This is a genomic window from Bradyrhizobium ottawaense, assembly GCF_002278135.3.
In the GTDB taxonomy this organism is placed as follows: Bacteria; Pseudomonadota; Alphaproteobacteria; order Rhizobiales; family Xanthobacteraceae; genus Bradyrhizobium; species Bradyrhizobium ottawaense.
The window spans coordinates 1,208,317-1,232,057 of record NZ_CP029425.2; the positions used below are offsets into that span (position 1 = coordinate 1,208,317).

Consider the following 23,741-nt stretch of genomic DNA (forward strand, 5'->3'; position numbering starts at 1 on the left):
CCCCGGACCGCTCAGTGTCCCGGATGAATGGCGTCGTTGAGGTAGATGCAGGTCAGGATCGCAAACACATAGGCTTGCAGGAACGCGACCAGAATCTCGAGCGCGTAGAGCGCGACCGTGAGAGCCAGCGGCAGCACGCCGCCAACCCAGCCCAGCGCCCCGAGCGAGAAGCCGAGCATGGCGACGAAGCCCGCGAACACCTTCAGCGCGATGTGGCCGGCCAGCATGTTGGCGAACAGACGGACGCTGTGGGAGACCGGCCGCAGGAAGAACGACAGGACCTCGATGAACATCACCAGCGGCAGGATGTAGCCGGGGACGCCGTGGGGCACGAAGATAGAGAAGAATTTCAGGCCGTTCTTGGCGACGCCGTAGATCAGCACGGTGAAGAAGACCAGAAGCGCCAGCGCCGCGGTGACGATCAGATGGCTCGACACCGTGAAGGTGTAGGGGATGATGCCGACCAGGTTCGAGACGCAGATGAACATGAACAGCGAGAAGATCAGCGGGAAGAACTTCATGCCTTCCGCGCCGGCCGTCGAACGGATGGTCGAGGCGACGAATTCGTAGGAGATTTCGGCAACCGACTGCAGGCGCCCGGGAACCAGCTGCGTGCCGCTGGCGAGCATCAGGATCGAGATCACCGCCACCGCCACCAGCATGTAGAGCGACGAATTGGTGAAGGCGATCGTGTGATTGCCGATATGGCCCAGGGTGAAGAGAGGCTCGATGTTGAACTGGTGGATCGGGTCGATTTTCATCAGCGCGGCATCTCTTGGTCTGCCGGGCAATGCCGGCGGGTCTCGGTCTGCCGGCCGGGCCGGCCCGTACCGGCAAGGCCGGCACGATCATTCCTCTGGTCCGGATCGGCTAAGACCCACCGCGCCTGTTTTGACCCGCACCCGCCGTTCTCACCACATTCACCACGCCGGCGACGAAGCCCAGCAACAGGAACACGATAAATCCGAAAGGCGACGTCGACAGCAAGCGGTCGAAACCCCAGCCAATCCCCGCTCCGACGACGACCCCGGCGACCAACTCGGAGGATAACCGGAAACCAAGCGCCATCGCCGAAGCTCTGGCCGCTCTGTCTTCACCGTCACCTGCGGGTTGCTCGGTCTTGATTCGTTGGTCCCGGAGTTCGGACAACCGCTGATCAAGTTTTCCGAGCCGTTCGGAAAGCGCAGCTTCCTCGGACGATCTATCGCGATCCCCATTCTCGCCGTGTCCCGTGCCCTGTGTCATGCAACGAAGACCCGAAACGCCGCGGCTGAATGGAAATTGCGCCCGCCACCCTCAAAAGCCGCGCGGACCATACTGATGGCCCATAATCAAGTCAAGCCAAGTCACGATTGCGTCGCTTTCGGTTATGTAGCTGATTTGTTTGATGATATTGGCGCACACGGCAGCGCTGCACACAGCGTGACGCCGCACCGCAGCAGCAGGCCTCAGGATCGGCGGATGCGGCCGCCCTTACGCCACGCTGCCGGGATCGAAGACGCCGCCGCGATCGTTGATGCGGGTGCGTGTTTTGGGCGGCGGATCGCCTCACCGGGGTGTAGAATTTGCGAGAGGGCCACCTGCACGTCGTGGCGGAGAGCGCGATGAGACCAGTGACGTCATCCACAACATCATGGCTTGCGCTGGCGGCGTTCGCCGCCGCGATGGCGATCGGCGGCGACCTCGAGGCCGCGCAATCCACGCCCGACAGCGAGAACGGCCGCTACAGCATGGCGCCGATCCCCGAGGGCGTGCTGCGGCTCGACACGCGCACCGGCACGGTATCGACCTGCACCAAGAACGGCATCGGCTGGGCCTGCTACGCGGTGCCCGACGAACGGACCGCGCTCGACGCCGAGATCGGCCGACTCCAGGCCGAGGTCGAGAGGCTGAAGGGACAGCTCGCGGCCGGGCCGACGGTGTCCGGCAAGATCGACGAGGCGCTGCCGAAATCCGACCCGCTGAAGAAAGCGGAGCCCAAGGGCGCCGAGGGCGAGCGCAAGATCGAGATCCCGCTGCCGAGCGATCAGGACGTCGACCGCGTGATGTCGTTTCTGGAAAGGGCCTGGCGGCGGCTGATCGACATGGCCAACCGCGTCCAGAAGGACGTGTCGGGGAAGATTTGAGGACCCCTTCGCGCCATCCATGCGTTGAGGTGCCGTAGGTGGGCAAAGGCGTTCTTACGCCGTGCCCATCATGTTTCCACGATGCTGAGAAAGGACGTGGGCACGTCGCTTCGCGCCTTTGCCCACCCAACGGCAGTGTTCGATCAATCGAGATATTTGATGACATCAGCCAAATCCATCACGCGCTCGGCGCCATCGTCGGTGCAAGCCGCCACCGTCGCATCGTCATTGCTGACCGTGCAGACACCGGGCCGCGGCTTCACCGATCTGACCAGCGAGGCTGCAAAATTCATCGCCGAGGTTCACGCGCGCGACGGCGCGCTGACGCTGTTCATCCGCCATACCTCGGCCTCGCTGACGATCCAGGAGAATGCCGATCCGTCCGTGCTCGTCGATCTCACCACGGCATTATCCCGGCTCGCGCCGGAGAATGCCGGGTGGATCCACGACACCGAAGGACCCGACGACATGCCGGCACATATCAAGACGATGCTGACCGGGGCCTCGCTTCAGGTTCCGGTCCTGAACGGCCGGCTTGCCCTCGGCACCTGGCAGGCGATCTACTTGATCGAGCACCGCAAGCGCCCGCACCGGCGCGAGGTGGTGCTGCAATTCGTCGGCAGCAATCAGTAAAGCAATTTTAGCGCTCAAAACAAAACCGGCCGCGGATCGCTCCGCGGCCGGTTCGTTGTGCTTATCGCTGCTTTCGATCAGGTCGCCTTGATGTCGACGTCCTTGGTCTCGGGCAGGAAGAAGAAGCCGATCACGACGGTAATCGAGGCGAAGATGATCGGATACCAGAGGCCGGCATAGATGTCGCCGGTCGAGGCCACGATGGCAAAGGCGGTCGCCGGCAGCAGGCCGCCGAACCAGCCGTTGCCGATGTGGTAGGGCAGCGACATCGAGGTGTAGCGGATGCGGGTCGGGAACAGTTCGACCAGCATCGCCGCGATCGGGCCGTACACCATGGTGACGTAGACCACGAGCACGAACAGCAGGCCGATGATCGCCGCCACCTGCGGACGGAAGATGTCGAACGGATGCGCCATCTTCACGATTCCGGCGTCGCCGCCCTTCGGATAACCGGCCGCCTGCACCGCGGCGAGCACCGCCGGGTTGCCGTCCTTGGCGTTGGCGTAGGCGATGTCCTTGCCGTTGACCACCACCTTCACGCCCGAGCCGGCTGCGCCCGGCGTGGTCGTGTACCTGACCGACGACTGCGACAGATAAGCGCGTGCGGTGTCGCAAGGTGCGGTGAAGACACGGGTGCCGACCGGGTTGAACAGGTCGCCGCAACCCGCGGGATCCGCCACCACGTCGACCTTGACCGATTCGATCGCCTTTTCCAGTGCCGGGTTGGCATTGGTGGTGATCATCTTGAAGATCGGGAAGAAGGTCAGCGCCGCGATCAGGCAGCCGCCGAGGATGATCGGCTTGCGGCCGATCTTGTCGGACAGCATGCCGAACACGATGAAGAAGCCGGTGCCGAGCAGCAGCGACCAGGCGATCAGCAGGTTGGCGGTGTAACCGTCGACCTTCAGGATCGATTGCAGGAAGAACAGCGCGTAGAACTGGCCGGTGTACCAGACGACGCCCTGGCCCATCACGCCGCCGAGCAGCGCGAGCAGCACGAGCTTGCCGTTCTGCCAGTTGCCGAAGGCTTCGGTCAGCGGCGCCTTCGAGCTCTTGCCCTCGTCCTTCATCTTCTGGAAGATAGGGGATTCATTGAGGCGAAGCCGGATCCAGACCGAGATGCCGAGCAGCAGCACCGAGACCAGGAACGGGATGCGCCAGCCCCACGCCGCGAAGTCGGTCTCGCCGAGGGCGCTACGGGTGAACAGGATCACCAGCAGCGACAGGAACAGGCCGAGCGTCGCGGTGGTTTGAATGAAGGAGGTGTAGTAGCCGCGCTTGCCGTTCGGAGCATGTTCCGCGACGTAGGTCGCCGCGCCGCCATACTCACCGCCGAGCGCCAGGCCCTGGGCGAGGCGCAGCGCGATCAGGATGATCGGAGCCGCGATGCCGATGGTGGCCGCGTTCGGCAGCAGGCCGACGATGAAGGTCGACAGACCCATGATCAGGATGGTGACGAGGAAGGTATATTTGCGGCCGACGATGTCGCCGATGCGGCCGAACACGATCGCGCCGAACGGACGCACCAGGAAGCCGGCTGCGAACGCCAGCAGCGCGAAGATGTCGCGGGTTGCCGGCGGATAGGCCGAGAAGAACTGCGCGCCGATGATGCCGGCCAGCGAACCGTAGAGGTAGAAATCGTACCACTCGAAGACGGTACCGAGCGAGGAGGCGAGAATGACGAACCGTTCGTCCTTCGTCATCCCTCCCGCGCCTGCTTGAGATACGGCCATTGTCGACATGTTGAGTCGCTCCCCGAATTGCGTTTCCTCGCGCCCCAGACGTCCGGACATGCCGGATCAACCCAGGTCTTGCCCGCAAGGTAACATCGGCGTGAAACCCGCCCCAATACGACTTTCGGCCTTGCGCACTGACGCGTAGCTGACGCCCGGTATCGGGCACCGGCGCGCCGCCACGTAGGCTTCCGGATTAACCCCTTTGCAGCAAAGGGATAATGTGCACTTGCATGCCACGGCCGCTCGGGGAAGAATTGACATACCCGGGATTGGTCCGCCGGCCCGCGAACGACAGCAAGAGAACGATGAACGCTCCCTCGACCCATCTCGTCATCGCCGATGACCATCCTCTTTTCCGCGACGCGCTGCGACAGGCGGTGGCCGGCGTCCTGACCTCGGCCAGGATCGACGAGGCCGGATCGTTCGAGGATCTGACCAAACTCCTGGAACAGACCTCGGATGTCGACCTGATCCTGCTCGACCTCTCGATGCCCGGGATCTCAGGCTTTTCCGGCCTGATCTATCTGCGCGCGCAATATCCGGCGATCCCGGTGGTGATCGTCTCGGCGTCCGACGACAGCGCTACGATCCGCCGTTCGCTCGATTTCGGCGCCTCCGGCTTCATTCCCAAGCGATTCGGCGTCGAGACCCTGCGCGACGCCATCCTCAAGGTGATGGAGGGCGACGTCTGGGTTCCCGCCGATACCGATTTGTCGGCTGCGGCCGATCCCGACATGACGCGCCTGCGCGACCGCCTGGTGACCCTGACGCCGCAGCAGGTCCGGGTCCTGATGATGCTGTCGGAGGGCCTGCTCAACAAGCAGATCGCCTATGAACTCGGGGTCTCCGAGGCCACCATCAAGGCACATGTCTCGGCGATCCTGCAAAAGCTCGGCGTCGAGAGCCGCACCCAGGCGGTGATCGCGGCCGCCAAGATCGCCGGCGGCCAGTGGAAGCAGGGCACGCCGACGGGGTGAGCGCCAAGCTCTCAAAACCCGTCATCCCGAGGCGCCCCATGGAGCGCGTTGCGTCCCATGCCTCGCACCTCATCAGGATGGCGGGGTTGATAACCTCCGCAGCAGTTCGTTGCCGATCCTGATGTCCTCCGTTTCGGCACCTTCAGCAAAGCCCTTCAGAACCGATTGAAGCAACCGTTTTGCTTCGTCACGCCGGCCGCGTTCGGCAATTAGCCGGGCGAGGTCGATCGCGGCCCGCAGCTCCCAGGCTTTCGCGCCCTTGCCGCGGCTGAGCTCCAGCGACTGCACCAGGCAGGCCTCCGCGCCCTCGACCTGCGGTTCCGGCAGGTACGATAGGACCTTGCCTTTCATGCGCAACAGCTCGGGCATGTAGAGGTGATCGCCGCTCTGCGCGACGAGGCGGATGGCGTCGTCGATCAGCTGTGCGCTCTGCTCGGTCTGGCCGAGCGCCAACCATCCCTGAACCAGCGCGATGTTGAACGTCGTGGTCAGCAGCTCGTAGCCGGCATCGTGGAGCTCGCGCAGGCAAGTCCTGATCGTCTCGACGCCACCGGCCGCATCGCCGCGCCGGATCGCCAGCTCGCCTTTGACGCCGCGGCCGACGGCGAGATAAGGCCCCATCGAGCGCGACGTCGCATGCGCGATGAAGCGGTCGATATTCGCGTCCGCACCGTCGAGGTCTCCGCTCCACAGATCAATCGCGACCGTCCAGATCAGCGCAATGCAGAGCGTGATCGGGTGATCCATCTGCGCGGCCTCGGTGACCGTCTGCCGCGCCAGCTGCAGCGCATCCGCGGGGCGGCCCTGCAACCAGAGCTCGCGAGCCAGCGTGATGCCGGCCCGGTTGCGATGATCGAAGCCGTGGACGGTGCTGATTCGCTCCGTGCCCGGTCCCCGCCAGGCGACCTCCAGCATCTCGCGCGCGTCGCGATGCTCGCCTGCCAGATGCAAGGAGACGCCGAGGAGGGAATGGGCGAGGGCGATCGAGGCGGGATCGCCCAGCGACCTCGCGACCGCGAGGCTCTGCTGCGCATAGCCGAGCGCGGCGTCGAACTCTCCCATCCGCTCGTGAAAGATATGCATCCGGCCGAGCAGCTGGAGCTGGTTGATGTCGTCGCCGCGCGCCTGCGCGATCGCAAGGCTCCGGCTCAGGGCGCTGCGCGCCGCTTCGCTGCCGCCGCGGGTGAACATCAGGGTCAGTCCGAGGGCGGCCTGGATGTGCATTTCCTCGGCGCTGCCGCGCGAGGAGGGGTCCATCGCCAGCAGCGCCCGTTCCGACCAGCGCCGGCATTCGATCAACAGGGACATCGCCAGGAAGATCGGCGCCGCGGCGGCGGTGAGCGCAATGCCGATGCCGAGATCACCGCCCGCCCCGAAGCACCAGTCGAGCGCGGCGCGCACATTGTGAAGTGCGGAGAAGTGAGCAGCTCGTTCGTCCGCGCTCGGCACGGCGGCCCATGTCATGCCGGCCTGTTCCAGCCATCGCCGGTAGTAAGTCGCGTGGCGCGCGGCGAGAGCCGCGCCGTCGGGCTCGATCTCGAGCAGATAGGCGCGCGTCGTGTCGAGCAGGCGGTAGCGCATCATGGCGCCGATGGGGCGCGGCGCGACCATCGATTTGGCCACGAGACTGTCGACGGCGTCGAACAGGCGGGCCTGGTCGACGCGCTCGTCCGGCACGACCTCGAGCGCCGCGTCGATGGTGAAATGCCCGGCGAAGACCGCAAGCCTGCGCAGCACGAGGCGTTCGAGATCCGACAGCAGTCCGTAGCTCCAGTCGAGCGTGGCCTGCAATGTCTTCTGCCGGGGCGGCGCCGTTCGCTGGCCCTGCCAGAGCAGATTGAGGCGCTCGTCGAGCAGTGCGGCCGTCTGCTCCAGGCCGTAGGCTTCGACCCGGCCGGCGGCGAGTTCGATCGCCAGCGCCATGCCGTCGAGCTTGCGGCAGATCCTCGCGATGATCGCGGCATTGGCGTCGTCGAGACTGATCTGCGCGCCGCTGGCCGTGGCACGTTCGAGGAACAGTTGCAGCGCCGGATAGGTCTGCGCTGCGGCGACCGTCAGTCCGGAGCCGTCGGGCGGAACGGCAAGCGGCGCCAATCGATAGACCTGCTCGCCCTCGACGCGCAGGGCCTCGCGGCTGGTCGCGAGGATATGGACATGTGGCGCCGCCTGGAAGATGTCCGCCGCCAGCGGTGCGGCCGTCGCGATGACGTGCTCGCAATTGTCGAGAACCAGCAGCATCCGCTTGTCCCTGACATGCGCGAGCAGCGCGGGCAGGGGATCGTCGGTCTCGGCCGGCAAGCCCAGCATCAGCAGGATCGAGGTGATCACGAGATCGGGATCGCTGAGCGCGGCGAGATCAACAAAGTGCGCGGCATCGGAGAAGGTCTCGAGCAGGTCGTGAGCGATCGCCACTGCGACCGCCGTCTTGCCGACGCCGCCCGGGCCGGCGATCGTCACAAAGCGCGAGGCGATGAGCCTGTCGGAGACGGCGGCGATCTCATCGTCGCGCCCGACCATCCGCTGTAACCGGTTCGGCAGTTTCACCGGCGGCAATTCCAGCCGCGGCGCGGGGCGCTGGGCTGCCGCAATGCCTGTTTGCGAAATCGGCGCTGCGAGTTGCGAAATCGGCGCCACGAAGCAATAGCCGCGGCCGGACAGCGTCGTGATGTAGCGGGCGCCGTCCTTGCCGTCGCCGAGCGCCTTGCGCAGCGCTGCGACGTGAAAGCGCAGATTGGCCTCCTCGACGGTGATGCCGGGCCACACCAGCGCCATCAGGTCCCATTTGCCGACGACCTGGTTCGGCCGCGACATCAGCGCCATCAGCGTGTCGAACGCTTTCGCGCCGAGCGGCAACGCGACGCCGTCGCGCATCACGAGCCGTTCATGTGGCGTCACGGAGAATGGCCCGAACGATAAAGTTCCCGTTGCGGTGCCGGCCGGCTCTGTCATGGCAAATCTCGGGTCCCTTCGACAGGCCCCGATAGCCAGATGATCGCGATCCGGCAAGGCCGTCGCTGCATCGGCATCAGACCGCGGATGCAGGCCTTGTTAAGCGCGCGAGGTCTGGCCTCACAACTTCTCACAACTCCCAACGGGTGTCCTGCACCAGCCACTGCTAGTCAGTTGCGCAACGGAAAGGACAGCTTCATGACGCAGGCGGCAAAAACACTCTACACGGCCAAGACCCACACCAGCGGCGGCCGAGGCGACGGCATATCGCGCAGCTCCGACGGCCGCCTCGACGTCAAGCTGTCGCCGCCGGGCGCCGCAGGCATCGGCACCAATCCCGAGCAATTGTTCGCCGCCGGCTGGTCGGCCTGCTTCGAAGGCGCGATGGAGATCGCGGCGCGCCAGCGGAAGATCGAGCTTCCCAGGAAATGCGCGATCGATGCGGAAATCGATCTCGTGCTCGACGAGGGCGCCTATTCGCTCCGGGCGCGCCTCAATGTCAGCCTGCCGGGCCTCGACCCCGAGATCGCGCGCGGCATCATCGATGATGCGCATCGGACCTGCCCCTATTCCAAGGCCGTTCGCGGCAACATCGACGTCACGGTCGCGCTGATCTGACGCGCCATCACCAACCATCAAGAAAGGTAGCTCCACCATGAAGCAGATCATCGACCAGCATCGCCGCCAGTTCTTTGGCGTCGCCGCAGGAACCGTGGCCGTCGGTCTTGGCGTGATCGACCTCGCGCGCGCCGAGACCGAAGCGCCGAAATCGTCCGCATCGATTGCGTCCTTCGGGGCGATCAAGCAAATCGATGCCGGCGTCCTCAATGTCGGCTATGCCGAGGCGGGTCCTTCGAACGGTCCCGTGGCGATCCTGCTGCACGGCTGGCCCTACGACATTCACGCCTTCGTCGACGTCGCGCCGATCCTGGCCAAGGCCGGCTATCGCGTGATCATCCCTCACTTGCGCGGCTACGGCACGACGCATTTCCTTTCGAGCGAGACGCCGCGCAACGGCGAGCCTGCCGCGATGGCGGCCGACGTCATCGCGCTGATGGACAAGCTCGATATCAAGAAGGCGGTCGTCGCCGGCTTCGATTGGGGCGCGCGCACCGCCGACATCATCGCCGCGCTGTGGCCGGAGCGCTGCCGCGCGCTGGTGTCGGTCAGCGGCTATCTGATCTCGAGCCAGGCCGCCGGCAACGCGCCGTTGCCGCCGTCTGCCGAGCTGCAATGGTGGTACCAGTTCTATTTCGCCACCGAGCGCGGCCGTGCCGGATACGAGAAGTACACGCATGATTTCGCCAAGCTGATCTGGAAGCTCGCCTCACCGCAATGGAAGTTCGACGACGCCACCTTCAATCGAAGTGCGGCGGCGCTGGACAACAAGGATCATGTCGCGATCACGATCCATAACTACCGCTGGCGGCTCGGGCTCGCCCAGGGCGAAGCGAAATACGAGCATCTCGAAAAGAAGCTGGCAGCGGCTCCCGTCATCGACGTGCCGACGATCACGATGGAGGGCGACGCCAACGGCGCGCCGCATCCCGACCCGAGCGCCTATGCCAGGAAGTTCTCGGGTCGATACGAGTTTCGCCTGATCACCGGCGGCATCGGCCACAATTTGCCGCAAGAAGCACCGCAAGCCTTCGCCAAGGCCGTCATCGACGCCGACGGCGCCTGAGCATCTACGACACCTCGGTCCAGCCATGGGCCGGACCGGGGATCGCCCATTGAACCCAGCTTGATGAATGGTCATGACGCCAGCCGAACCTGAAAAGAACAAATCTCCTTACGCCACGATGATCGTGCTCGCCGTGGTCCTGCTCGTCGTGCTCCTGACCTGCGTGCCGTATCTCGTCACGATCGCTTCGGCGGAGGGGCCGGCGGCACGCGACACGGCCGACGCCTCGCCGATCTTCGGCGTCACGATTCCGCCGGGCTACAAGCAGTGGGAGCTGATCGCGCCGGCCGAAGAGGCCGCGCCGCTCGACGAGCTCCGCGCTGTCGTCGGCAACCGGACCGCAATCGACGCGTATCAGGCCGGCAAGCTGCCGTTCCCCGACGGCACCATTCTGGTCAAGCGCGCCTGGAAGCGCAAACAGTCACCGGAGTTTGCGTCCGCGACCATCCCCGGCGCCGCCACCACGGTCCAGGTGATGGTCAAGGATTCCAAAAAATACGCCGCGACGGGCGGCTGGGGTTTTGGCCGTTTCATCAACGGCAAGCCGGTCGACGAGGCCCAGCACCGCACCTGCTGGGGCTGTCACGAAGCCCGCGCGGGCAGCCGCGACTACGTCTTCACACGGCTTGCGCCCTGAAGCGGACCTCGGCCGGCAATCATTTCGCCGCCATCCGCAAGGCGCACATCTGCGCGATCCTGCAAAAGCCCGGCATCGAGAGCCGGACGCAAGACGCGATGGTTGCCACCAGGGCAGGCAGGGCATACCGACGGGCTGAGGCGTTTCCTCGCTAACTCGCGGATGTCCGGTCTTGAGGCAGAGCCAAGTCATTCGGCTCGTTCAGAACATTGCCGGTTTTGACCCATTGCGGACGTTCAAGCGATGCCGCTCAATGACCGAGCGACAGAGGGCCTTGACCACCGGGTTTGCTTATCGCAGCCCGAGGCTGCCGCTGGCTATCAAGTCACTCTCGGTCAATAAAAACGACCGAAGGCTCGACCTCGATGAGGAACGCCTCATTCGCGAGGCTCGACACCCCGATCCAAGTTGCGCAAGGCGGATTCTCGCCGAAGGCCGCCTTGAGAGCTCCGGTGATGGCGCTGCTCTCATGCATATGACTTTGCCTGATATAGAGCCGAAGTGCACCGACGTCGCATAGTTTTGCACCGACGGACGCCAGGGCGGCCGCAAGATTCTCCAGACTTTTCTCGAGTTGGAGCCGAATATCACCGGCACCAACGACGTTTCGATCTGCGTCCCAAGCCACTTGGCCAGACGCATGGACGGCGTCGCCGAGGCGCGTTGGGACGATTGCTACCTGCGCAAAGCCGTAGTGCCGGCTATCAAAGAGTCCAGTGGGAGCATGTACCGTTCGGCTCATTGCGAAACCTTGGTTATGCCGACGATCGGCGGTGATCCTACGAGGATAATACCCATGATTCCGGCAAGCCGCACTTCCGGTTATGAAGTTGGACAATATCCGCGTTTTGCGCTGCTGGAGGAGATCAGCGGACATTCAAGTGCGTTCTTCAAGGCATGATTTTGCGGGCGACGTGCCCGGGTCACCCCAAGGGCTTGGGTGATCGTCAGGCAAAACAGCAACGGCTGGGTCAATCGGCTTGATCGAAAATATTCGTATTTACAGAAATTCGGCTTTGTCGTAGGTATTGCTCACCCTGATCCGGCGAAAAGGGGCGGTCGTACGTCGTCACGAGCCGCGGATCGGGCTGCGGTGGACGCATTGGCGCCGTCGCGGATGTGAGACGCGGGGCGGGGTGATGGATTGAGCCGATCCCCGTGAGCTTCTCGCAAGCCGCGTTGTACGAACGGCGCTGTGTGCGTACGGCAAAACCGTGTGGTCCTGGCCGTCGTTGCTACGGTCAAGTCTTACGGAGGCGACATGGCGCCAACCGGCGCCATGCCGGCGAATTCCGTGAGGCGAGGGAGGCCAGAGGGAAAGTTCGGCTCCCGGGAGAGCACGGCATAAGCCGTCCGACCATCGCGCAGGGAAGGCCGTGTGTTCGGCGTCACCTGTATGCTGCTGTGCGGTTCTTCCTGCGTGTGCATTTCGCGCAGCGGACCGCGGGTGCCAGCCGGCACCCGGCCTTCCCTGCGCCCTTTTCTCCAGGAGGGCGTGACGAGAAGCGCAAACCTCGGGCGAAACGCGCCGCGAGAAGGCGAAGGCGTGTCTGCGAAACGAGATGCCGATTTGAGGACGACAACATTTCACCTTGCTCCGTCATTGCGAGGAGCGAAGCGACGAAGCAATCCAGAATCTTTCCACGGGAGGATTCTGGATTGCTTCGCTTGCGCTCGCAATGACGATGTGGAGGTCGCGGTGCACCCTTCCGTCACCGTACCCGGCTCAATGGCCAAGCCGTTGTCCCTGGAGGCGCTCTTCATGAGCGCGGGCGCTGGCAGTGCGTCTCACTCCGCCGCCACCATCTGCTGCGTGCGCCACTGGCCGAGGAGCGCGCGGAGCGAGGCCGGCTTGACCGGCTTGTTGAGCACTGCGACCTTCTCGTCGCGCGCAGCGACCTGCACGGCGGGGCTGCGGTCGGCGGTGATCAGGATCGCGGGAATGGCGTCGCCGAAGCGACGGCGGATGTCGCGGATGGCGGCGATGCCGTTGCCGCGGTCGAGATGATAGTCGACCAGGAGGCCGGTGACGCGCCGTCCCGCCGTCTCGATGGCGGCGATCGCGCCTTCGGGATCGGCGACCGCGATCACCTCGGCGTCCCAGGCCTTCAGCAGCGTGCGCATGCCGTCGAGGATCGCCGCGTCATTCTCGATACAGACGATCAGGGCACCCGAGATTGGCGTCCGCGCCAGCGGCGTCGCGCTGGTCACCGCGGCGGTGTGGGTGATCGCTTTCGCCGTCGGCACGGTCACGGAGAAGACCGAGCCGCCGCTTCTGTTGCCGTCGATGGCGATGCCGTGCTTGAGCACCCGCGCCAGCCGTTCGACGATCGACAGGCCGAGCCCCAGCCCGCGCGCGATCCGCGCGCCCTGCTCGAGGCGGTGGAATTCCTTGAAGATCTCGCCGCGCTTGACCGGCGGAATGCCGACGCCGGTGTCGTAGACGCAGATCTTGAGCGAAGGGCCTTGTCGGCGACAGCCGACCAGCACGCGGCCGCGCGGGGTGTATTTGATCGCGTTCGAGATCAGGTTCTGCAGCAGGCGCCGCAGCAGGAGCCGGTCCGATTCGACCGGCAGCGAGCACGGCACGAAGGTGAGCTCCAGGTTCTTGGCGCGCGCGATCGGCGCGAACTCGATCTCCAGCGAGCGCATCAGATCGGCCATCTTGAAGCTCGAGATCGAGGTCGTCATCGCGCCGGCGTCCAGTCGCGAGATGTCCAGCAGCGCGCCGAGGATCTCTTCGATCGCCTGCAGGGATTCGTCGATGTTCTCGACCAGCCGCGTCTCCTCGCCGCTGTGCTGGCGCTCAACCAGGCTCGTGACATAGAGCCGCGCCGCGTTCAGCGGCTGGAGGATGTCGTGGCTGGCGGCGGCGAGGAAGCGTGTCTTGGAGATGCTGGCGTCTTCCGCGGCGCTCTTGGCCAGCGCCAGCTCGGAATTCAGCCGCGTCAGCTCCTCGGTGCGGTCGCGCACGCGCTTTTCCAGTGTCGCGTTGGCGCGCTCCAGTGCTTCCGCCGCCTCGAAGGTGGGGGTGACATCGGTGAAGGTGATGACGAAGCCGCCGCCGGGCATGCGGTTGGTAAGCACCTCGATCACCATGTGGCGTTCCGGCAGACGTTCGAGATATGGCTCGCTGTCGGTGGTGTAGGCGGCAAGGCGCCGCTCCAGCATGGCCTCGCGCTCGACCGGGTCGTCCGGATCGCTCACGCCGATGAATTCCAGGATCTCGCGCAGCGGCTCGCCGAACTGGACGATATGCGGGGGGACGTTGAGGAGATCGCCGAACTGCCGGTTGGAGCAGATCAGCTGCAGATCGGCATCGAACACGGCGATGCCCTGACGCACGTGGTTGAGCGCGGTCTGCAGGATCTCGCGGTTGAAATGCAGGGCTGCGTGCGAGTCGTCGAGCAGCTTGAGTGCGGCTTTGGCCGAGACCGTGCGCTTGCGCAGCAGCAGTGACATCACGAGGCGCGAGGAGGCCGCGCCGATCGAGGAGGCGATCAGGTGCTCGGCGTGCTGCAACAGCTCGAAATCGGCGGGCGCTCCAGCCTCCAGACGAACGTTGCGCCGTGCGGAGAATGCCTCGAAGGAATGCCGGGCGCGGTCGGGTCCGAGATATTGCGCCACCGTGGTCTGGATGTCCTGCACGGTGACGGTGGTGCGCCAGCGGCGGAAACTAGGCGAGATCGGCGCAAGCGTATTGGGCACGAACAGATCGGCCTGCAGCAGCTCGATGGACGAGGGCCTTCGCGCCAGCGACAGCAGCACATAGGTCAGGATGTTGAGCGACAGCGACCAGATCACGCCGTGCATCAGGGGAGGCAGATCGGCGCCGAACAGCGCCTGCGGCCGCAGCGCCTCGATGCCGAACGGACCGTGCTGCAGCAGCAGGATGCCCGATGTCGAGGAATCCATGAAACTCGGAATGAACAGCGTGTAGAGCCACACCGCGAAGCCGACCAGCATGCCGCCGATGGCGCCGCGCGCGGTCGCGCGCCGCCACAGCAGCCCGCCGAAGAAGCTCGGCGCAAGCTGCGCGATGGCGGCAAAGGAGAGCAGGCCGATCGCCACGAGCTGGGTATTGCCGAGCGCGCGATAGTAGAAATAGGCCATCACCATGATGGCGAAGATCGCGAGCCGGCGCGAGCGCAGCAGGAAGTCGCTGAAATCCGCGCCGCCGGCGCGTCCTTCCGGCCGTCGTTGCAGCACCAGCGGCACCACGAGGTCGTTCGAGACCATGATGGAGAGTGCGACGCATTCGACGATCACCATCGCGGTCGCCGCCGACAGGCCGCCGACGAAAATGGCGACGCTGAGAAGCCCCGCACCGCCCTCCATCGGCAGCGCCAGCACGTACATGTCAGGGTCGGCCGCGCCGAACGGGAAGGTGACGAGGCCGGCGAGCGCGATCGGGATCACGAACAGATTGATGGCGACGAGATAGAGCGGGAACAGCCAGCGCGCGCGACCGACCTCGGCATCCGAGGAGTTCTCGACCACGCTGACGTGAAACTGGCGCGGCAGCAGCATGATCGCGCAGAGCGACAGCAGCGTCATGGTGAGGAAGTTGCCGATCGACGGCGAATAGTTGATGGCGCGCACCGCCTCCGGCGTCTTCATGGCGCGCTCGATCAGTTCGTGCGGCGAGAACATCCAGAAGGTGACGAAGATGCCGGCGGCGAGGAAGGCGATCAGCTTGACGATGGATTCGGTCGCGACCGCCAGCATCAGGCCGTGCTGATGCTCGGTCGCGTCGGTCTGACGCGTGCCGAACAGCACGGCGAAGGCCGCCATCGCCAGCGTCACCATCAGCGCGACGTCGCCGACGATCGGGATGTGGGAGAAGGCCTGGTCTTCGCTCAGGATCGTTTCGAGCGAGGAGGCGACCGCCTTGAGCTGGAGCGCGATGTAGGGCACCGAGCCGATGATCGCGATCAGCGCCACGGTCGCCGCCACCGCCTGGCTCTTGCCGTAGCGCGCCCCGATGAAGTCGGCGATCGAGGTGATGTTGTGGGCTTTCGCCAGCTGGATCACGCGGCGCAACACGCCGGCCCCTAACCCGATCATCAGGATCGGGCCGACATAGATGGCGAGGAAGTCGGTCGAGGCGCGGGTGGCGAAGCCGACCGAGCCGAAGAAGGTCCAGGAGGTGCAGTAGATCGCCAGCGAGAGCGGATAGATCAGCCCGGAGGCACGGCCGCGCCCGGCCGGCGAGCGGCGGTCGCCATGGCTCGCCACCAGGAACAGGAAGCCGATATAGCCGAAGGCGGCGGCGATCACGCCCCAATCGTGCAGCATGGCGAGCGCGCTTTCTCCCAGGGCGCTGCCGCGCCCGAGCTCATTTTCGCTGCAAATCTAGCGCGTTGGGCGGGGGGAGGCGACAGCGAAATGCTCGGAAGGGCGGGAACTGGGGTTGTCGTTAAGGTGCGCAGCTTGGGGTTTTCCGAGAGAATCCCCGTGTGGCACCCCCCTCCCTGACCCTCCCCCACAAGGGGGGAGGGAACGGAGAGAGCCTTGCTCCTCGCGACAAAGATGCGACTGGCGCTCGAGTTATTGGGCTGGATGACGTGAGGCGGGCACACCTGTCTCGCTCACTCCCCCCTTGTGGGGGAGGGTTGGGGAGGGGGGTAGCTCCGGGAGCGGTAGAAGTGAGGCAGGAGAGGCGAAACGCCTATTCCGCCGCGAGCGACTTCTCGCGCAGTGGCAGGCCGAGACAGTCCCACACCTGCAGCAGGGCCTCGGCGAGCTGATCGATCAGGCCGTCGTCGTGATAGGGCGAGGGCGTGATGCGCAGCCGCTCGCTGCCCTTGGCGACCGTCGGATAGTTGATCGGCTGGATGTAGATGCCGTGCTCCTCGAGCAGCAGGTCGGACGCCTGCTTGCACCTCTCGGGATCGCCGACGAACAGCGGCACGATGTGGGTGTCGCTCGACATCACCGGCAGGCCGGCGGCGTTGAGGATCGCCTTGACGCGGGCGGCACGGTCCTGGTGGCGCTCGCGCTCCCAGTTCGAGGTTTTCAGATGCTTGATCGCGGCAGTCGCGGCCGAGCAGATCGCCGGCGGCAGCGCGGTGGTGAAGATGAAGCCCGGCGCATAGGAGCGCACGGCATCGATGATCTGGCCGTTGGCGGCGATGTAGCCGCCGAGGCAGCCGAACGCTTTCGCCAGCGTGCCTTCGAGGATGTCGATGCGATGCATGACGCCGTCACGCTCGGCGATGCCGCCGCCGCGCGGGCCGTACATGCCGACCGCGTGGACTTCGTCGACATAGGTCATCGCGTCGTACTTCTCGGCGAGATCGCAGATCCTGGCGAGCGGGGCGACGTCGCCGTCCATGGAATAGAGGCTCTCGCAGACGATCAGCTTCGGCCGGTTCGGGCCGGCCGCTTTCAACAGCTCCTCGAGATGCGCAAGATCGTTGTGGCGGAACACGACCCGCTCGCAGCCGGACTGGCGGATGCCCTCGATCATCGAATTGTGGTTGAGCTCGTCCGACAGGATCAGGCAGTTCGGAATGAGTTTTGCGATGGTCGGGATGCCGGTCTGGTTCGAGACATAGCCCGAGGTGAACAGCAGCGCGGCTTCCTTGCCGTGGAGATCGGCGAGCTCGGCCTCGAGCTGGACCAGCGGATGATGCGTGCCGGCGATGTTGCGGGTGCCGCCGGCACCGGTGCCGACGCGCGTCGCGGTCTCGACCATGGCGCCGACCACTTTCGGGTGCTGGCCCATGCCGAGATAATCGTTGGAGCACCAGATCACGACGTCGCGCTTGCCCTTGGGCGAGTGCCAGACCGCGTGCGGGAATCGGCCGGCCGTGCGCTCCAGGTCGGCGAACACGCGGTAGCGCCGCTCGGAATGGAGACGATCGAGGGCGGAATCGAAGAACTGGTTGTAATCCATCGGCAAAACCTGCAACGGAACCCGGCCAAGGCGGCCGCTCATTTTTAGAGCTTTTCCAGCTCCAATGTCCATGCGCCCGCACACATTTGTGACGAGGCGCGCGGGTCCATTGATAGCGGCGTATCGCCGGCGATAGTTGATGTGGATCAAACGCCTAACGCTGGTCCGCCCGCGCGGGCCGAGGCTCCCGGGAAAGTCCGGGACCGTTGCCGCTGGCTTGGACATTTTGTCCATGGGGCGCGCGCCGTCCATGATTGCTGAGCCGGTCGCGCCGATGTCGTAGCCTTTGGCGAGGCGCGGATCGGCGCCCGGCAAGCGCATGCGAAAGGACGCCCGATGAAGCGTGTCATGGTTCTGAACGGTCCCAACCTCAATATGCTCGGCATTCGCGAGCCGCACATCTACGGCACCACGACGCTCGCAGAGGTCAACGCGAGCTGCGAGGCGGCTGCCGCAACCCTCGGGCTCAAGCTCGCCTTCCACCAATCCAACCATGAAGGCGTGCTGGTCGACCTGATCCAGTCGGCGCGGCAGGACGCCGATGCAATCATCATCAATCCGGCCGGCTTTTCCTTCACCTCGGTCGCGATCATGGACGCGATCAAGACGTTCGAAGGGCCGGTGCTGGAAGTCCACATCTCCAACATCCACGCCCGCGACGAATATCACCGCCACTCCAAGATCTCGTTCGTGGCGAGCGGGGTGATCTGCGGCCTGGGCCCGTTCGGCTACATCGCCGCGCTGCACGCGATCGCGAATATGAAGTGACATGCCGCCACAAGCCCGGGCATGACGAAGCGACTCACGTCGTCCTGAACTGCAGCACGCCGTCCTTCGTCTCCGCCGTCAGCCGGCCCTCGACGATCATGTAGTTGACGTGGGCGACGAGCTCTCCGGCGGCAAAGCCCATCTGGTGTTCGTCGAGCACATGCTTGTTGAACACGACGGGTACCAAGGCGCGCGAGGTCTGCGGCACCTCGCGGCAGGCTTCCGCGATCAGGCGGCAGCGCTCTTCATGGTGGTCGGCGAGCTGCTTGATGCGGGTCTTCAGCCCGTAGAACGGCACGCCATGGCCGGGCAGCACCAGGACGTCATAGGGCAGCGTCGTGGTGAGGCTGGCGAGCGAGGCCAGATATTCGCCGAGCGAGTTCTGGTCGGGCTCGACCGCCCACACGCTGACATTGGGCGAGATCTTGCTCAGCACCTGGTCGGCGGAGAGGAACAGCTTGTCGTCGGCGCAATACAGCATCACCTGGTCGAGCGCGTGGCCGCCGCCGGTGATCACCTTGAAGCGGCGCGTGCCGATCACGACGTCGTCGCCATGGGAGATGCGGCGGTAGGAGGGCGGCAGCACCGAAACGCGCTTGAGATAATCCTGGCCGCGGCCGAGCAGCTTTTCGGTGAGCGACTCGTCCATGCCATGGCGACGGAAGAACAGCCGCTGCGCCTCCTGCCGCTCCGCGGTGCCGCGGTTCTGGTGATAGACCGATTGCAGATATTCGACCTGCGACATCACCAGCGGGCAGTTGAACCGCTCGACAACCCAGCCTGCAAGCCCGACATGGTCGGGGTGGGAGTGGGTGACGATCAGGCGCGTGATGTGGACGCCCTTCAGCGGCCCGTCGAACAGCTTGGTCCAGGCCTCGATCGTCTCCTCGTTGCCGAAGCCGGTATCCACCATCGCATAGCCGTCGCCGTCGGCGAGCAGGTAGATGTTCACGTGGTTGAGGCGGAACGGCAATTTCAGCCGCGCCCACAGCACGCCGGGCCTGACCTCGACGATCTCGTCGTGGCCAGGGTGCTGCTCCCAGGGGTAGCGCAGGGCTTCGGCTGAGGACTGTGCGGTGTCGGTTTTCGCGTTCATGCTACCGGCTTAAACCCAGCGCGCGCGGGGCGCCAGCCGAAAAAGGCTGGCCCGTGGTCTCCGCATGGCGGTCATACCGGGCGTGTTTTTCCGTAGCCCGGACGAAGCGCCGTCCGGGCTACGGGCCGGCGCTGTTACGCCGCCCGCATGTTGTTGAGGAACGCGTCGATCTCTCCGCGCAGCATGTCGGCTTCGCGGCGGAGCGCGTCGGAGGCGCCCAGCACTTCGTTTGCCGCGGCGCCGGCTTCGGCGGAAGCCGTGGAGACGCCGACGATGTTGCTGGAGACCTCGCTGGTGCCGCCGGCGGCATGCTGGATGTTGCGCGCGATCTCGCGGGTGGCGGCGCCCTGCTCCTCGACCGCGGCTGCGATCGTCGTGGTCACGTTGTCGATCTCTCCGATGATCCGGCCGATGCCCTGGATGGCGCCGACCGCCGAGGTCGTGATCTCCTGCATGCTGGCGATCTGGGTGCGGATTTCCTCCGTGGCCTTGGCGGTCTGGCTCGCGAGGCTCTTCACCTCGGAGGCAACCACCGCAAAGCCGCGGCCGGCCTCGCCCGCACGCGCCGCCTCGATGGTGGCGTTGAGCGCGAGCAGATTGGTCTGCGAGGCGATGGTCTGGATCAGGTCGACCACGACGCTGATGCGGCTCGCGCTGTCGGCGAGGCTCTGCACCGTGGTGTCGGTGGCGCCGGCCTCGTCGACCGCCTTCTTGGCGATCGCGGCCGAGGTCACGACCTGCTTGCTGATCTCCTCGATCGAGGACGACAGCTGCTCGGTGCCTGACGACACGGTCTGCACGTTGACCGAGGTCTCCTCGGCGGCCGAGGCGACCGCGTTGACCAGCGCGTTGGACTGGTCGGCGGTGGTCGACATGCTCTGCGCGGTCGATTGCATCGAATTGGCCGACTGCGCCAGATTGTCGAGCGCGGAGCGCACCGTGCTTTCGAATTCGGCGATCTTGGCTTCCATGCGCGCGGCCCGCTCGGCCTTGGCGATCCGGTCCTTGTCCTGCTCGCCGGCGAGCGCCCGGGCTTCGATCATGCTGTCGCGGAACACGGTCAGCGTTTCCTTCATCACGCCGATCTCGTCGTTCTGCCGGGAGCGGACGATCTCGGTGTCGAGGTCGCCGGCCGACAGCAGCTGCATGGCGCGCTGAAGCTCGCGGATGCGGCGCAGGATGTTGCGGCCGACATAGAGCCAGACGAACAGCGCCGAGCCGACCAGCATCAAGGCCCCAAGCGCCAGCATCACGGTGGTCGCGAGCGAGGTCTCCTGCTGCGCCTGCGAGGTCGAGGCGTTGGTCTCTTTCTGCACGCCGTCGACGAGCTGCTGCACGCTGATGCCGAGGCCGACATTGAGCTTGCGGGTCTCGTCGAGGATGGTCTGGCCGTAGTCGACGGAGTCGAGCTCCTTCTCACGCAGGTTGAAGACGCCGGTCTTGCCGGTGCCGAGCGCCAGCAGCTTCTCCGCCGTTTCGCGCAGCATCTTGTTGCCCTGATTGTCCGGCAACAGATCGAGGTTGGACCGCAGGCGTCCCTGCGCCGTCTTGAATTCCTTCTGGATGTCGTCGAGCTTGTCGCTGGTGTTCGCCGACAGTGCCGCACTCATGTTGGCGGCTGCGAGATTGCCGCTGGCGACGACGTTGCCGAGCTGGCCGACGGTCTGCGCGGCGTCGCTGGCGTCCGCGGCAGACAAGTCGGCCGAGCCGAGAATGGCGTTGACCCGGGTCTGCGCGTCGAGCATCGCCGGGCTGGCCGCGCCGACGAAGGCGCCCTGCGCGCTGCGCAGCGCGTCATATTGCTTGTCATGGAGGGCGGCGATATCGAGCCGCTCGCGGGCGGCCTTGGCGAGGCTCTGCGCCGCCTCGTTGATGCTCTTCATCGTCTCGCTGAGTCCGGAGACGACGGCCTTGTCGCCGCCGAGCTGGATGATCTCGTTGAGCTTCTGCTGTGTTTGCTCCTGCAGCTCCTTGAGCTTCTTGGTGCGCTCGTTCAGCGCTTCCTCGCTTTGTGCCGCGAGCAGGGCAGGTCCCTGTGCCGCAAGGCTCGCGCTCAATGCCGACAATTGCAGGCTGGCAGCAAGGCGCGGAATGTCCCGCCCGCTCAGTTCGGTCATGCGTCCGCCGAGATTCTGCAGCGCCAGGCCGGCGCCGGCCGCGATCACGAGGCCCATGCCGGCGATCACTGCGAAGGCGGCGAACAGGCTGCCGCGTACGCCCCAGGTCGGCATTTTGAAACGCGGCCGCATTCGGCCAAGTGGGCCGCCAAGTGAGCCGCCAAGGCTGAAACGGATCGCCATCGAAATTCCCCCAACGTTCTTGCTTCTGTTTGCGGCCGGCAGTATCCGCACGGCGGGTTAAAAATTCGCAATCTCCGCAAACGGTTGCATGTGTTCCGCAGGGCGAAAAAAGAAGGGCCGGCGAAATCGCCGGCCCCCCGTCATGGTAAGGTTGTGGTAACCGATCAGTAGCGCGCGACGGCCGGGCTTGCCCAGTTGAAGCGGTAGTTGACGCCCGCCTTGATGGTGTGGTCGTCAGTGGTGAAGCTGCCGGTGCCCGCGAGCGGACCGCCGGTGAAGCTCGCCTCGCCGAAATTGTAGTACTGGTACTCGGCCTTGGCCGACCAGTTCGGGGCGAACATGTATTCGAGGCCGGCGCCGACCGTGTAGCCGTTGCGGTGATCGCCGGTGATGACGAACGCGGTCGGCACGCCGCCGACGGTCACCTTCTCGTTGTTGTCCGAATAGGCGTAGCCGCCCTTCACATAGACGAGGCCGGGGCCCCAGGTGTAGCCGACGCGGCCGGTGATCGAGCCGAGGCCACGCTGGTCGTTGGTGTAGGCGATGCCGCCCGGAAACACGGCGCCGACGCTGCCGGAGAGCCAGGAATACTGGCCCTCGACGCCGACCACGAAGTTCGGGTGGAACTGCCAGTCGCCACCGACCTGCACGCCGCCGAGGAAGCGGCCGTTGCCGTTGTTGCCGGTGGAAAGGCCGTTGAAATTGTTGTCGCTGGAGAACGCGCCACCGACATGGCCGCCGATATAGAAGCCGGTCCAGTTGTAGATCGGCGCGGCATAGGCCGGCGCGGGCGACTTGTAATAGTTGCGGTTGCCGAGATCGGCACCGACGGCCGGTGCAGCAGCGCCCACCACGAGCAGCGCAACGGTCGCAAACAGAATCTTCTTCATCATCTTGAACTCCGACACTTAAGGTCCCCGGCAGGCGCGCTTTCCGCGCCGCGTTGGTTTTGCAGATAGCTTCCTTTTGACGAAAATGCTGTCACATGCATGGCACAACGAGACCCAACCTAACTTATTGGGCTGCAAATGATTTTCGTGCTTAATGCCGGCTTAAGAAGTGGTGAAGGAAGGCTTAACTTCGCAGGGCTTCGGTAACCTCTGCACGTCCTTCGTTAACCAAGACGCCGTCGCGCCTCATCGCGCATCTGCTCGCGGAACGCCGCGCGCTTTGCGGGGCGGTCCTCCTCGCGCACGTCATGTCGATCGAAGATGTCGAACTTCTCCAGGATGGGATAGCGCTCGCTCGCCATCGCAAGCACGCGCAGCACCTTGGTCACCGCCGGCGTCGGGCCGCTCACCTCCCAGCGTCGGATGGTGTCGCCGCCGCCTTTCTCCGGCAATCCGCAGAGCTTTGCCATGTCGGCCGCGGTGAGCTTCCGCTCGAGGGCATCGGAGAGGTCGGCGCGGAGTTGCTTCAGTTCGGGCCCGGTCATGTCGCCTCAATACGCGAAGTCGCTGAGGGCAATGCACTAGCGCTGATTCGGGTCCATCCGAAGGCGAGCATGATCCGTCCGAAGCGGAGGTGACCAACGCATTGCTTCGGCACATTCGCCAGCACACGGAGTTATGAACTTGTGCCTATGGACATCGTGCGATCAATGAACACATGGCACAAGGGCCCCAGCGATCGAGGGATCAGCCATGACAAGCATCAAACTCGCCATTGCCGCGCTCATCACGACCGGGCTACTGGCCGCGCCCTTTGCGGCCGAAGCGAAGAAGGCGCGGTCGAGCCGACACTACAGCACGGGCGTGGTGGCCCCGACCTATGGCGGCGCCGGAGCGCCGGCAGCGCAGCCGCGGGCGTCCTACGGCTCCTCCGGCCAGACGGTCGGAACGGTCACGGCACCGTCGGTCGGATCTTACAACTGGCCCTCGGTCGGCGTGACCAACTCGGCGCCCACCTGGAGCAACACCACGAGATAAGTGCGG

The 23,741-nt window shown here is 65.2% G+C and carries 20 protein-coding genes; 9 read left to right on the forward strand and 11 right to left on the reverse strand.

Annotation, left to right across the window (positions count from 1 at the left end):
• Positions 1-11 precede the first annotated feature (11 nt).
• Together CIT37_RS05755 and CIT37_RS05760 are read right to left on the reverse strand one after the other, a co-directional pair.
• Positions 12-761 carry a F0F1 ATP synthase subunit A gene (locus CIT37_RS05755; RefSeq protein ID WP_028139850.1) on the reverse strand — a complete coding sequence of 250 codons (750 nt, stop codon included), beginning with the start codon at positions 759-761 and terminating at the stop codon, positions 12-14.
• Positions 762-870: 109 nt separating this feature from the next.
• On the reverse strand, positions 871-1,245 hold the full coding sequence (locus CIT37_RS05760; protein WP_109866586.1) for an AtpZ/AtpI family protein: 375 nt from the start codon (positions 1,243-1,245) through the stop codon (positions 871-873).
• A 359-nt stretch (positions 1,246-1,604) separates the two neighbouring features.
• On the opposite strand from CIT37_RS05760, the gene CIT37_RS05765 reads away from it, so the two are divergent.
• Together CIT37_RS05765 and CIT37_RS05770 are read left to right on the forward strand one after the other, a co-directional pair.
• A complete protein-coding gene (locus CIT37_RS05765; RefSeq protein WP_028139852.1) occupies positions 1,605-2,126 on the forward strand; it encodes a hypothetical protein in 522 nt (173 codons plus the stop codon).
• A gap of 159 nt (positions 2,127-2,285) precedes the next feature.
• Complete coding sequence (locus CIT37_RS05770) at positions 2,286-2,759, forward strand: secondary thiamine-phosphate synthase enzyme YjbQ (protein ID WP_095425198.1); 474 nt, start codon at positions 2,286-2,288, stop codon at positions 2,757-2,759.
• Between the two features lie 77 nt (positions 2,760-2,836).
• On the opposite strand, the gene CIT37_RS05775 is transcribed toward CIT37_RS05770, so the two are convergent.
• A complete protein-coding gene (locus CIT37_RS05775; protein WP_173015728.1) occupies positions 2,837-4,462 on the reverse strand; it encodes an MFS transporter in 1,626 nt (541 codons plus the stop codon).
• Positions 4,463-4,800: 338 nt separating this feature from the next.
• Here CIT37_RS05775 and CIT37_RS05780 point away from each other — a divergent pair, with 338 nt between their 5' ends.
• The gene (locus tag CIT37_RS05780) at positions 4,801-5,472 is read left to right on the forward strand and encodes a response regulator (protein ID WP_018316334.1); all 672 of its coding nucleotides are present in this window, start codon (positions 4,801-4,803) and stop codon (positions 5,470-5,472) included.
• Between the two features lie 72 nt (positions 5,473-5,544).
• Here CIT37_RS05780 and CIT37_RS05785 read toward each other — a convergent pair whose 3' ends face one another.
• The gene (locus CIT37_RS05785; RefSeq protein ID WP_095425118.1) at positions 5,545-8,421 is read right to left on the reverse strand and encodes an ATP-binding protein; all 2,877 of its coding nucleotides are present in this window, start codon (positions 8,419-8,421) and stop codon (positions 5,545-5,547) included.
• Between the two features lie 198 nt (positions 8,422-8,619).
• Here CIT37_RS05785 and CIT37_RS05790 point away from each other — a divergent pair, with 198 nt between their 5' ends.
• The 3 genes from CIT37_RS05790 (at position 8,620) to CIT37_RS05800 (ending at position 10,742) form a co-directional block, all read left to right on the forward strand.
• Positions 8,620-9,039: an organic hydroperoxide resistance protein gene (locus CIT37_RS05790; RefSeq protein ID WP_028139856.1), complete on the forward strand. Its 420-nt coding sequence runs from the start codon at positions 8,620-8,622 to the stop codon at positions 9,037-9,039.
• 37 nt (positions 9,040-9,076) lie between these two features.
• Positions 9,077-10,105 (forward strand): alpha/beta fold hydrolase, encoded by a 1,029-nt coding sequence (locus CIT37_RS05795; protein ID WP_028139857.1) that lies wholly within the window; start codon positions 9,077-9,079, stop codon positions 10,103-10,105.
• 73 nt (positions 10,106-10,178) lie between these two features.
• On the forward strand, positions 10,179-10,742 hold the full coding sequence (locus CIT37_RS05800; protein WP_095425199.1) for a cytochrome P460 family protein: 564 nt from the start codon (positions 10,179-10,181) through the stop codon (positions 10,740-10,742).
• A 325-nt stretch (positions 10,743-11,067) separates the two neighbouring features.
• On the opposite strand, the gene CIT37_RS05805 is transcribed toward CIT37_RS05800, so the two are convergent.
• Entirely contained in the window at positions 11,068-11,484 is a 417-nt protein-coding gene (locus CIT37_RS05805) for a RidA family protein (protein ID WP_095425119.1), read from the reverse strand.
• Between CIT37_RS05805 and CIT37_RS05810 the strand changes: the two genes are divergently transcribed.
• Positions 11,383-11,643: a hypothetical protein gene (locus tag CIT37_RS05810; RefSeq protein ID WP_167456547.1), complete on the forward strand. Its 261-nt coding sequence runs from the start codon at positions 11,383-11,385 to the stop codon at positions 11,641-11,643. The genes CIT37_RS05805 and CIT37_RS05810 overlap by 102 nt on opposite strands.
• A gap of 887 nt (positions 11,644-12,530) precedes the next feature.
• Here the strand turns inward: CIT37_RS05810 and CIT37_RS05815 are convergent.
• Complete coding sequence (locus CIT37_RS05815) at positions 12,531-16,040, reverse strand: PAS domain-containing hybrid sensor histidine kinase/response regulator (RefSeq protein WP_095425120.1); 3,510 nt, start codon at positions 16,038-16,040, stop codon at positions 12,531-12,533.
• Between the two features lie 373 nt (positions 16,041-16,413).
• Positions 16,414-17,643: a 5-aminolevulinate synthase gene (gene hemA / locus CIT37_RS05820; protein WP_095425121.1), complete on the reverse strand. Its 1,230-nt coding sequence runs from the start codon at positions 17,641-17,643 to the stop codon at positions 16,414-16,416.
• Positions 17,644-17,979: 336 nt separating this feature from the next.
• Between hemA and aroQ the strand changes: the two genes are divergently transcribed.
• A complete protein-coding gene (aroQ, locus tag CIT37_RS05825; RefSeq protein ID WP_095425122.1) occupies positions 17,980-18,411 on the forward strand; it encodes a type II 3-dehydroquinate dehydratase in 432 nt (143 codons plus the stop codon).
• A gap of 34 nt (positions 18,412-18,445) precedes the next feature.
• On the opposite strand, the gene CIT37_RS05830 is transcribed toward aroQ, so the two are convergent.
• The 4 genes from CIT37_RS05830 to CIT37_RS05845 all read right to left on the reverse strand — a co-directional run bounded on the left by CIT37_RS05830 (position 18,446) and on the right by CIT37_RS05845 (position 23,242).
• A complete protein-coding gene (locus CIT37_RS05830; protein WP_028139863.1) occupies positions 18,446-19,507 on the reverse strand; it encodes an MBL fold metallo-hydrolase in 1,062 nt (353 codons plus the stop codon).
• 134 nt (positions 19,508-19,641) lie between these two features.
• Entirely contained in the window at positions 19,642-21,807 is a 2,166-nt protein-coding gene (locus tag CIT37_RS05835; protein WP_038948585.1) for a methyl-accepting chemotaxis protein, read from the reverse strand.
• Positions 21,808-21,971: 164 nt separating this feature from the next.
• Entirely contained in the window at positions 21,972-22,697 is a 726-nt protein-coding gene (locus tag CIT37_RS05840; protein WP_038971905.1) for an outer membrane protein, read from the reverse strand.
• 224 nt (positions 22,698-22,921) lie between these two features.
• Positions 22,922-23,242, reverse strand: a complete 321-nt coding sequence (locus tag CIT37_RS05845; protein ID WP_028139866.1) for a hypothetical protein — start codon at positions 23,240-23,242, stop codon at positions 22,922-22,924.
• A 208-nt stretch (positions 23,243-23,450) separates the two neighbouring features.
• Here CIT37_RS05845 and CIT37_RS05850 point away from each other — a divergent pair, with 208 nt between their 5' ends.
• Positions 23,451-23,735 carry a hypothetical protein gene (locus CIT37_RS05850; protein WP_028139867.1) on the forward strand — a complete coding sequence of 95 codons (285 nt, stop codon included), beginning with the start codon at positions 23,451-23,453 and terminating at the stop codon, positions 23,733-23,735.
• The last annotated feature ends 6 nt before the right edge of the window (positions 23,736-23,741 follow it).

What these genes read in the sequence shown, in the direction of transcription:
- CIT37_RS05755 (WP_028139850.1), bottom strand. Translation starts at nt 761, where the DNA reads ATGAAAATCGACCCGATCCACCAGTTCAACATCGAGCCTCTCTTCACC.
- CIT37_RS05760 (WP_109866586.1), bottom strand. Translation starts at nt 1,245, where the DNA reads ATGACACAGGGCACGGGACACGGCGAGAATGGGGATCGCGATAGATCG.
- CIT37_RS05765 (WP_028139852.1), top strand. Translation starts at nt 1,605, where the DNA reads ATGAGACCAGTGACGTCATCCACAACATCATGGCTTGCGCTGGCGGCG.
- CIT37_RS05770 (WP_095425198.1), top strand. Translation starts at nt 2,286, where the DNA reads ATGACATCAGCCAAATCCATCACGCGCTCGGCGCCATCGTCGGTGCAA.
- CIT37_RS05775 (WP_173015728.1), bottom strand. Translation starts at nt 4,462, where the DNA reads ATGACGAAGGACGAACGGTTCGTCATTCTCGCCTCCTCGCTCGGTACC.
- CIT37_RS05780 (WP_018316334.1), top strand. Translation starts at nt 4,801, where the DNA reads ATGAACGCTCCCTCGACCCATCTCGTCATCGCCGATGACCATCCTCTT.
- CIT37_RS05785 (WP_095425118.1), bottom strand. Translation starts at nt 8,421, where the DNA reads ATGACAGAGCCGGCCGGCACCGCAACGGGAACTTTATCGTTCGGGCCA.
- CIT37_RS05790 (WP_028139856.1), top strand. Translation starts at nt 8,620, where the DNA reads ATGACGCAGGCGGCAAAAACACTCTACACGGCCAAGACCCACACCAGC.
- CIT37_RS05795 (WP_028139857.1), top strand. Translation starts at nt 9,077, where the DNA reads ATGAAGCAGATCATCGACCAGCATCGCCGCCAGTTCTTTGGCGTCGCC.
- CIT37_RS05800 (WP_095425199.1), top strand. Translation starts at nt 10,179, where the DNA reads ATGACGCCAGCCGAACCTGAAAAGAACAAATCTCCTTACGCCACGATG.
- CIT37_RS05810 (WP_167456547.1), top strand. Translation starts at nt 11,383, where the DNA reads ATGGACGGCGTCGCCGAGGCGCGTTGGGACGATTGCTACCTGCGCAAA.
- CIT37_RS05805 (WP_095425119.1), bottom strand. Translation starts at nt 11,484, where the DNA reads ATGAGCCGAACGGTACATGCTCCCACTGGACTCTTTGATAGCCGGCAC.
- CIT37_RS05815 (WP_095425120.1), bottom strand. Translation starts at nt 16,040, where the DNA reads ATGCTGCACGATTGGGGCGTGATCGCCGCCGCCTTCGGCTATATCGGC.
- hemA (WP_095425121.1), bottom strand. Translation starts at nt 17,643, where the DNA reads ATGGATTACAACCAGTTCTTCGATTCCGCCCTCGATCGTCTCCATTCC.
- aroQ (WP_095425122.1), top strand. Translation starts at nt 17,980, where the DNA reads ATGAAGCGTGTCATGGTTCTGAACGGTCCCAACCTCAATATGCTCGGC.
- CIT37_RS05830 (WP_028139863.1), bottom strand. Translation starts at nt 19,507, where the DNA reads ATGAACGCGAAAACCGACACCGCACAGTCCTCAGCCGAAGCCCTGCGC.
- CIT37_RS05835 (WP_038948585.1), bottom strand. Translation starts at nt 21,807, where the DNA reads ATGGCGATCCGTTTCAGCCTTGGCGGCTCACTTGGCGGCCCACTTGGC.
- CIT37_RS05840 (WP_038971905.1), bottom strand. Translation starts at nt 22,697, where the DNA reads ATGAAGAAGATTCTGTTTGCGACCGTTGCGCTGCTCGTGGTGGGCGCT.
- CIT37_RS05845 (WP_028139866.1), bottom strand. Translation starts at nt 23,242, where the DNA reads ATGACCGGGCCCGAACTGAAGCAACTCCGCGCCGACCTCTCCGATGCC.
- CIT37_RS05850 (WP_028139867.1), top strand. Translation starts at nt 23,451, where the DNA reads ATGACAAGCATCAAACTCGCCATTGCCGCGCTCATCACGACCGGGCTA.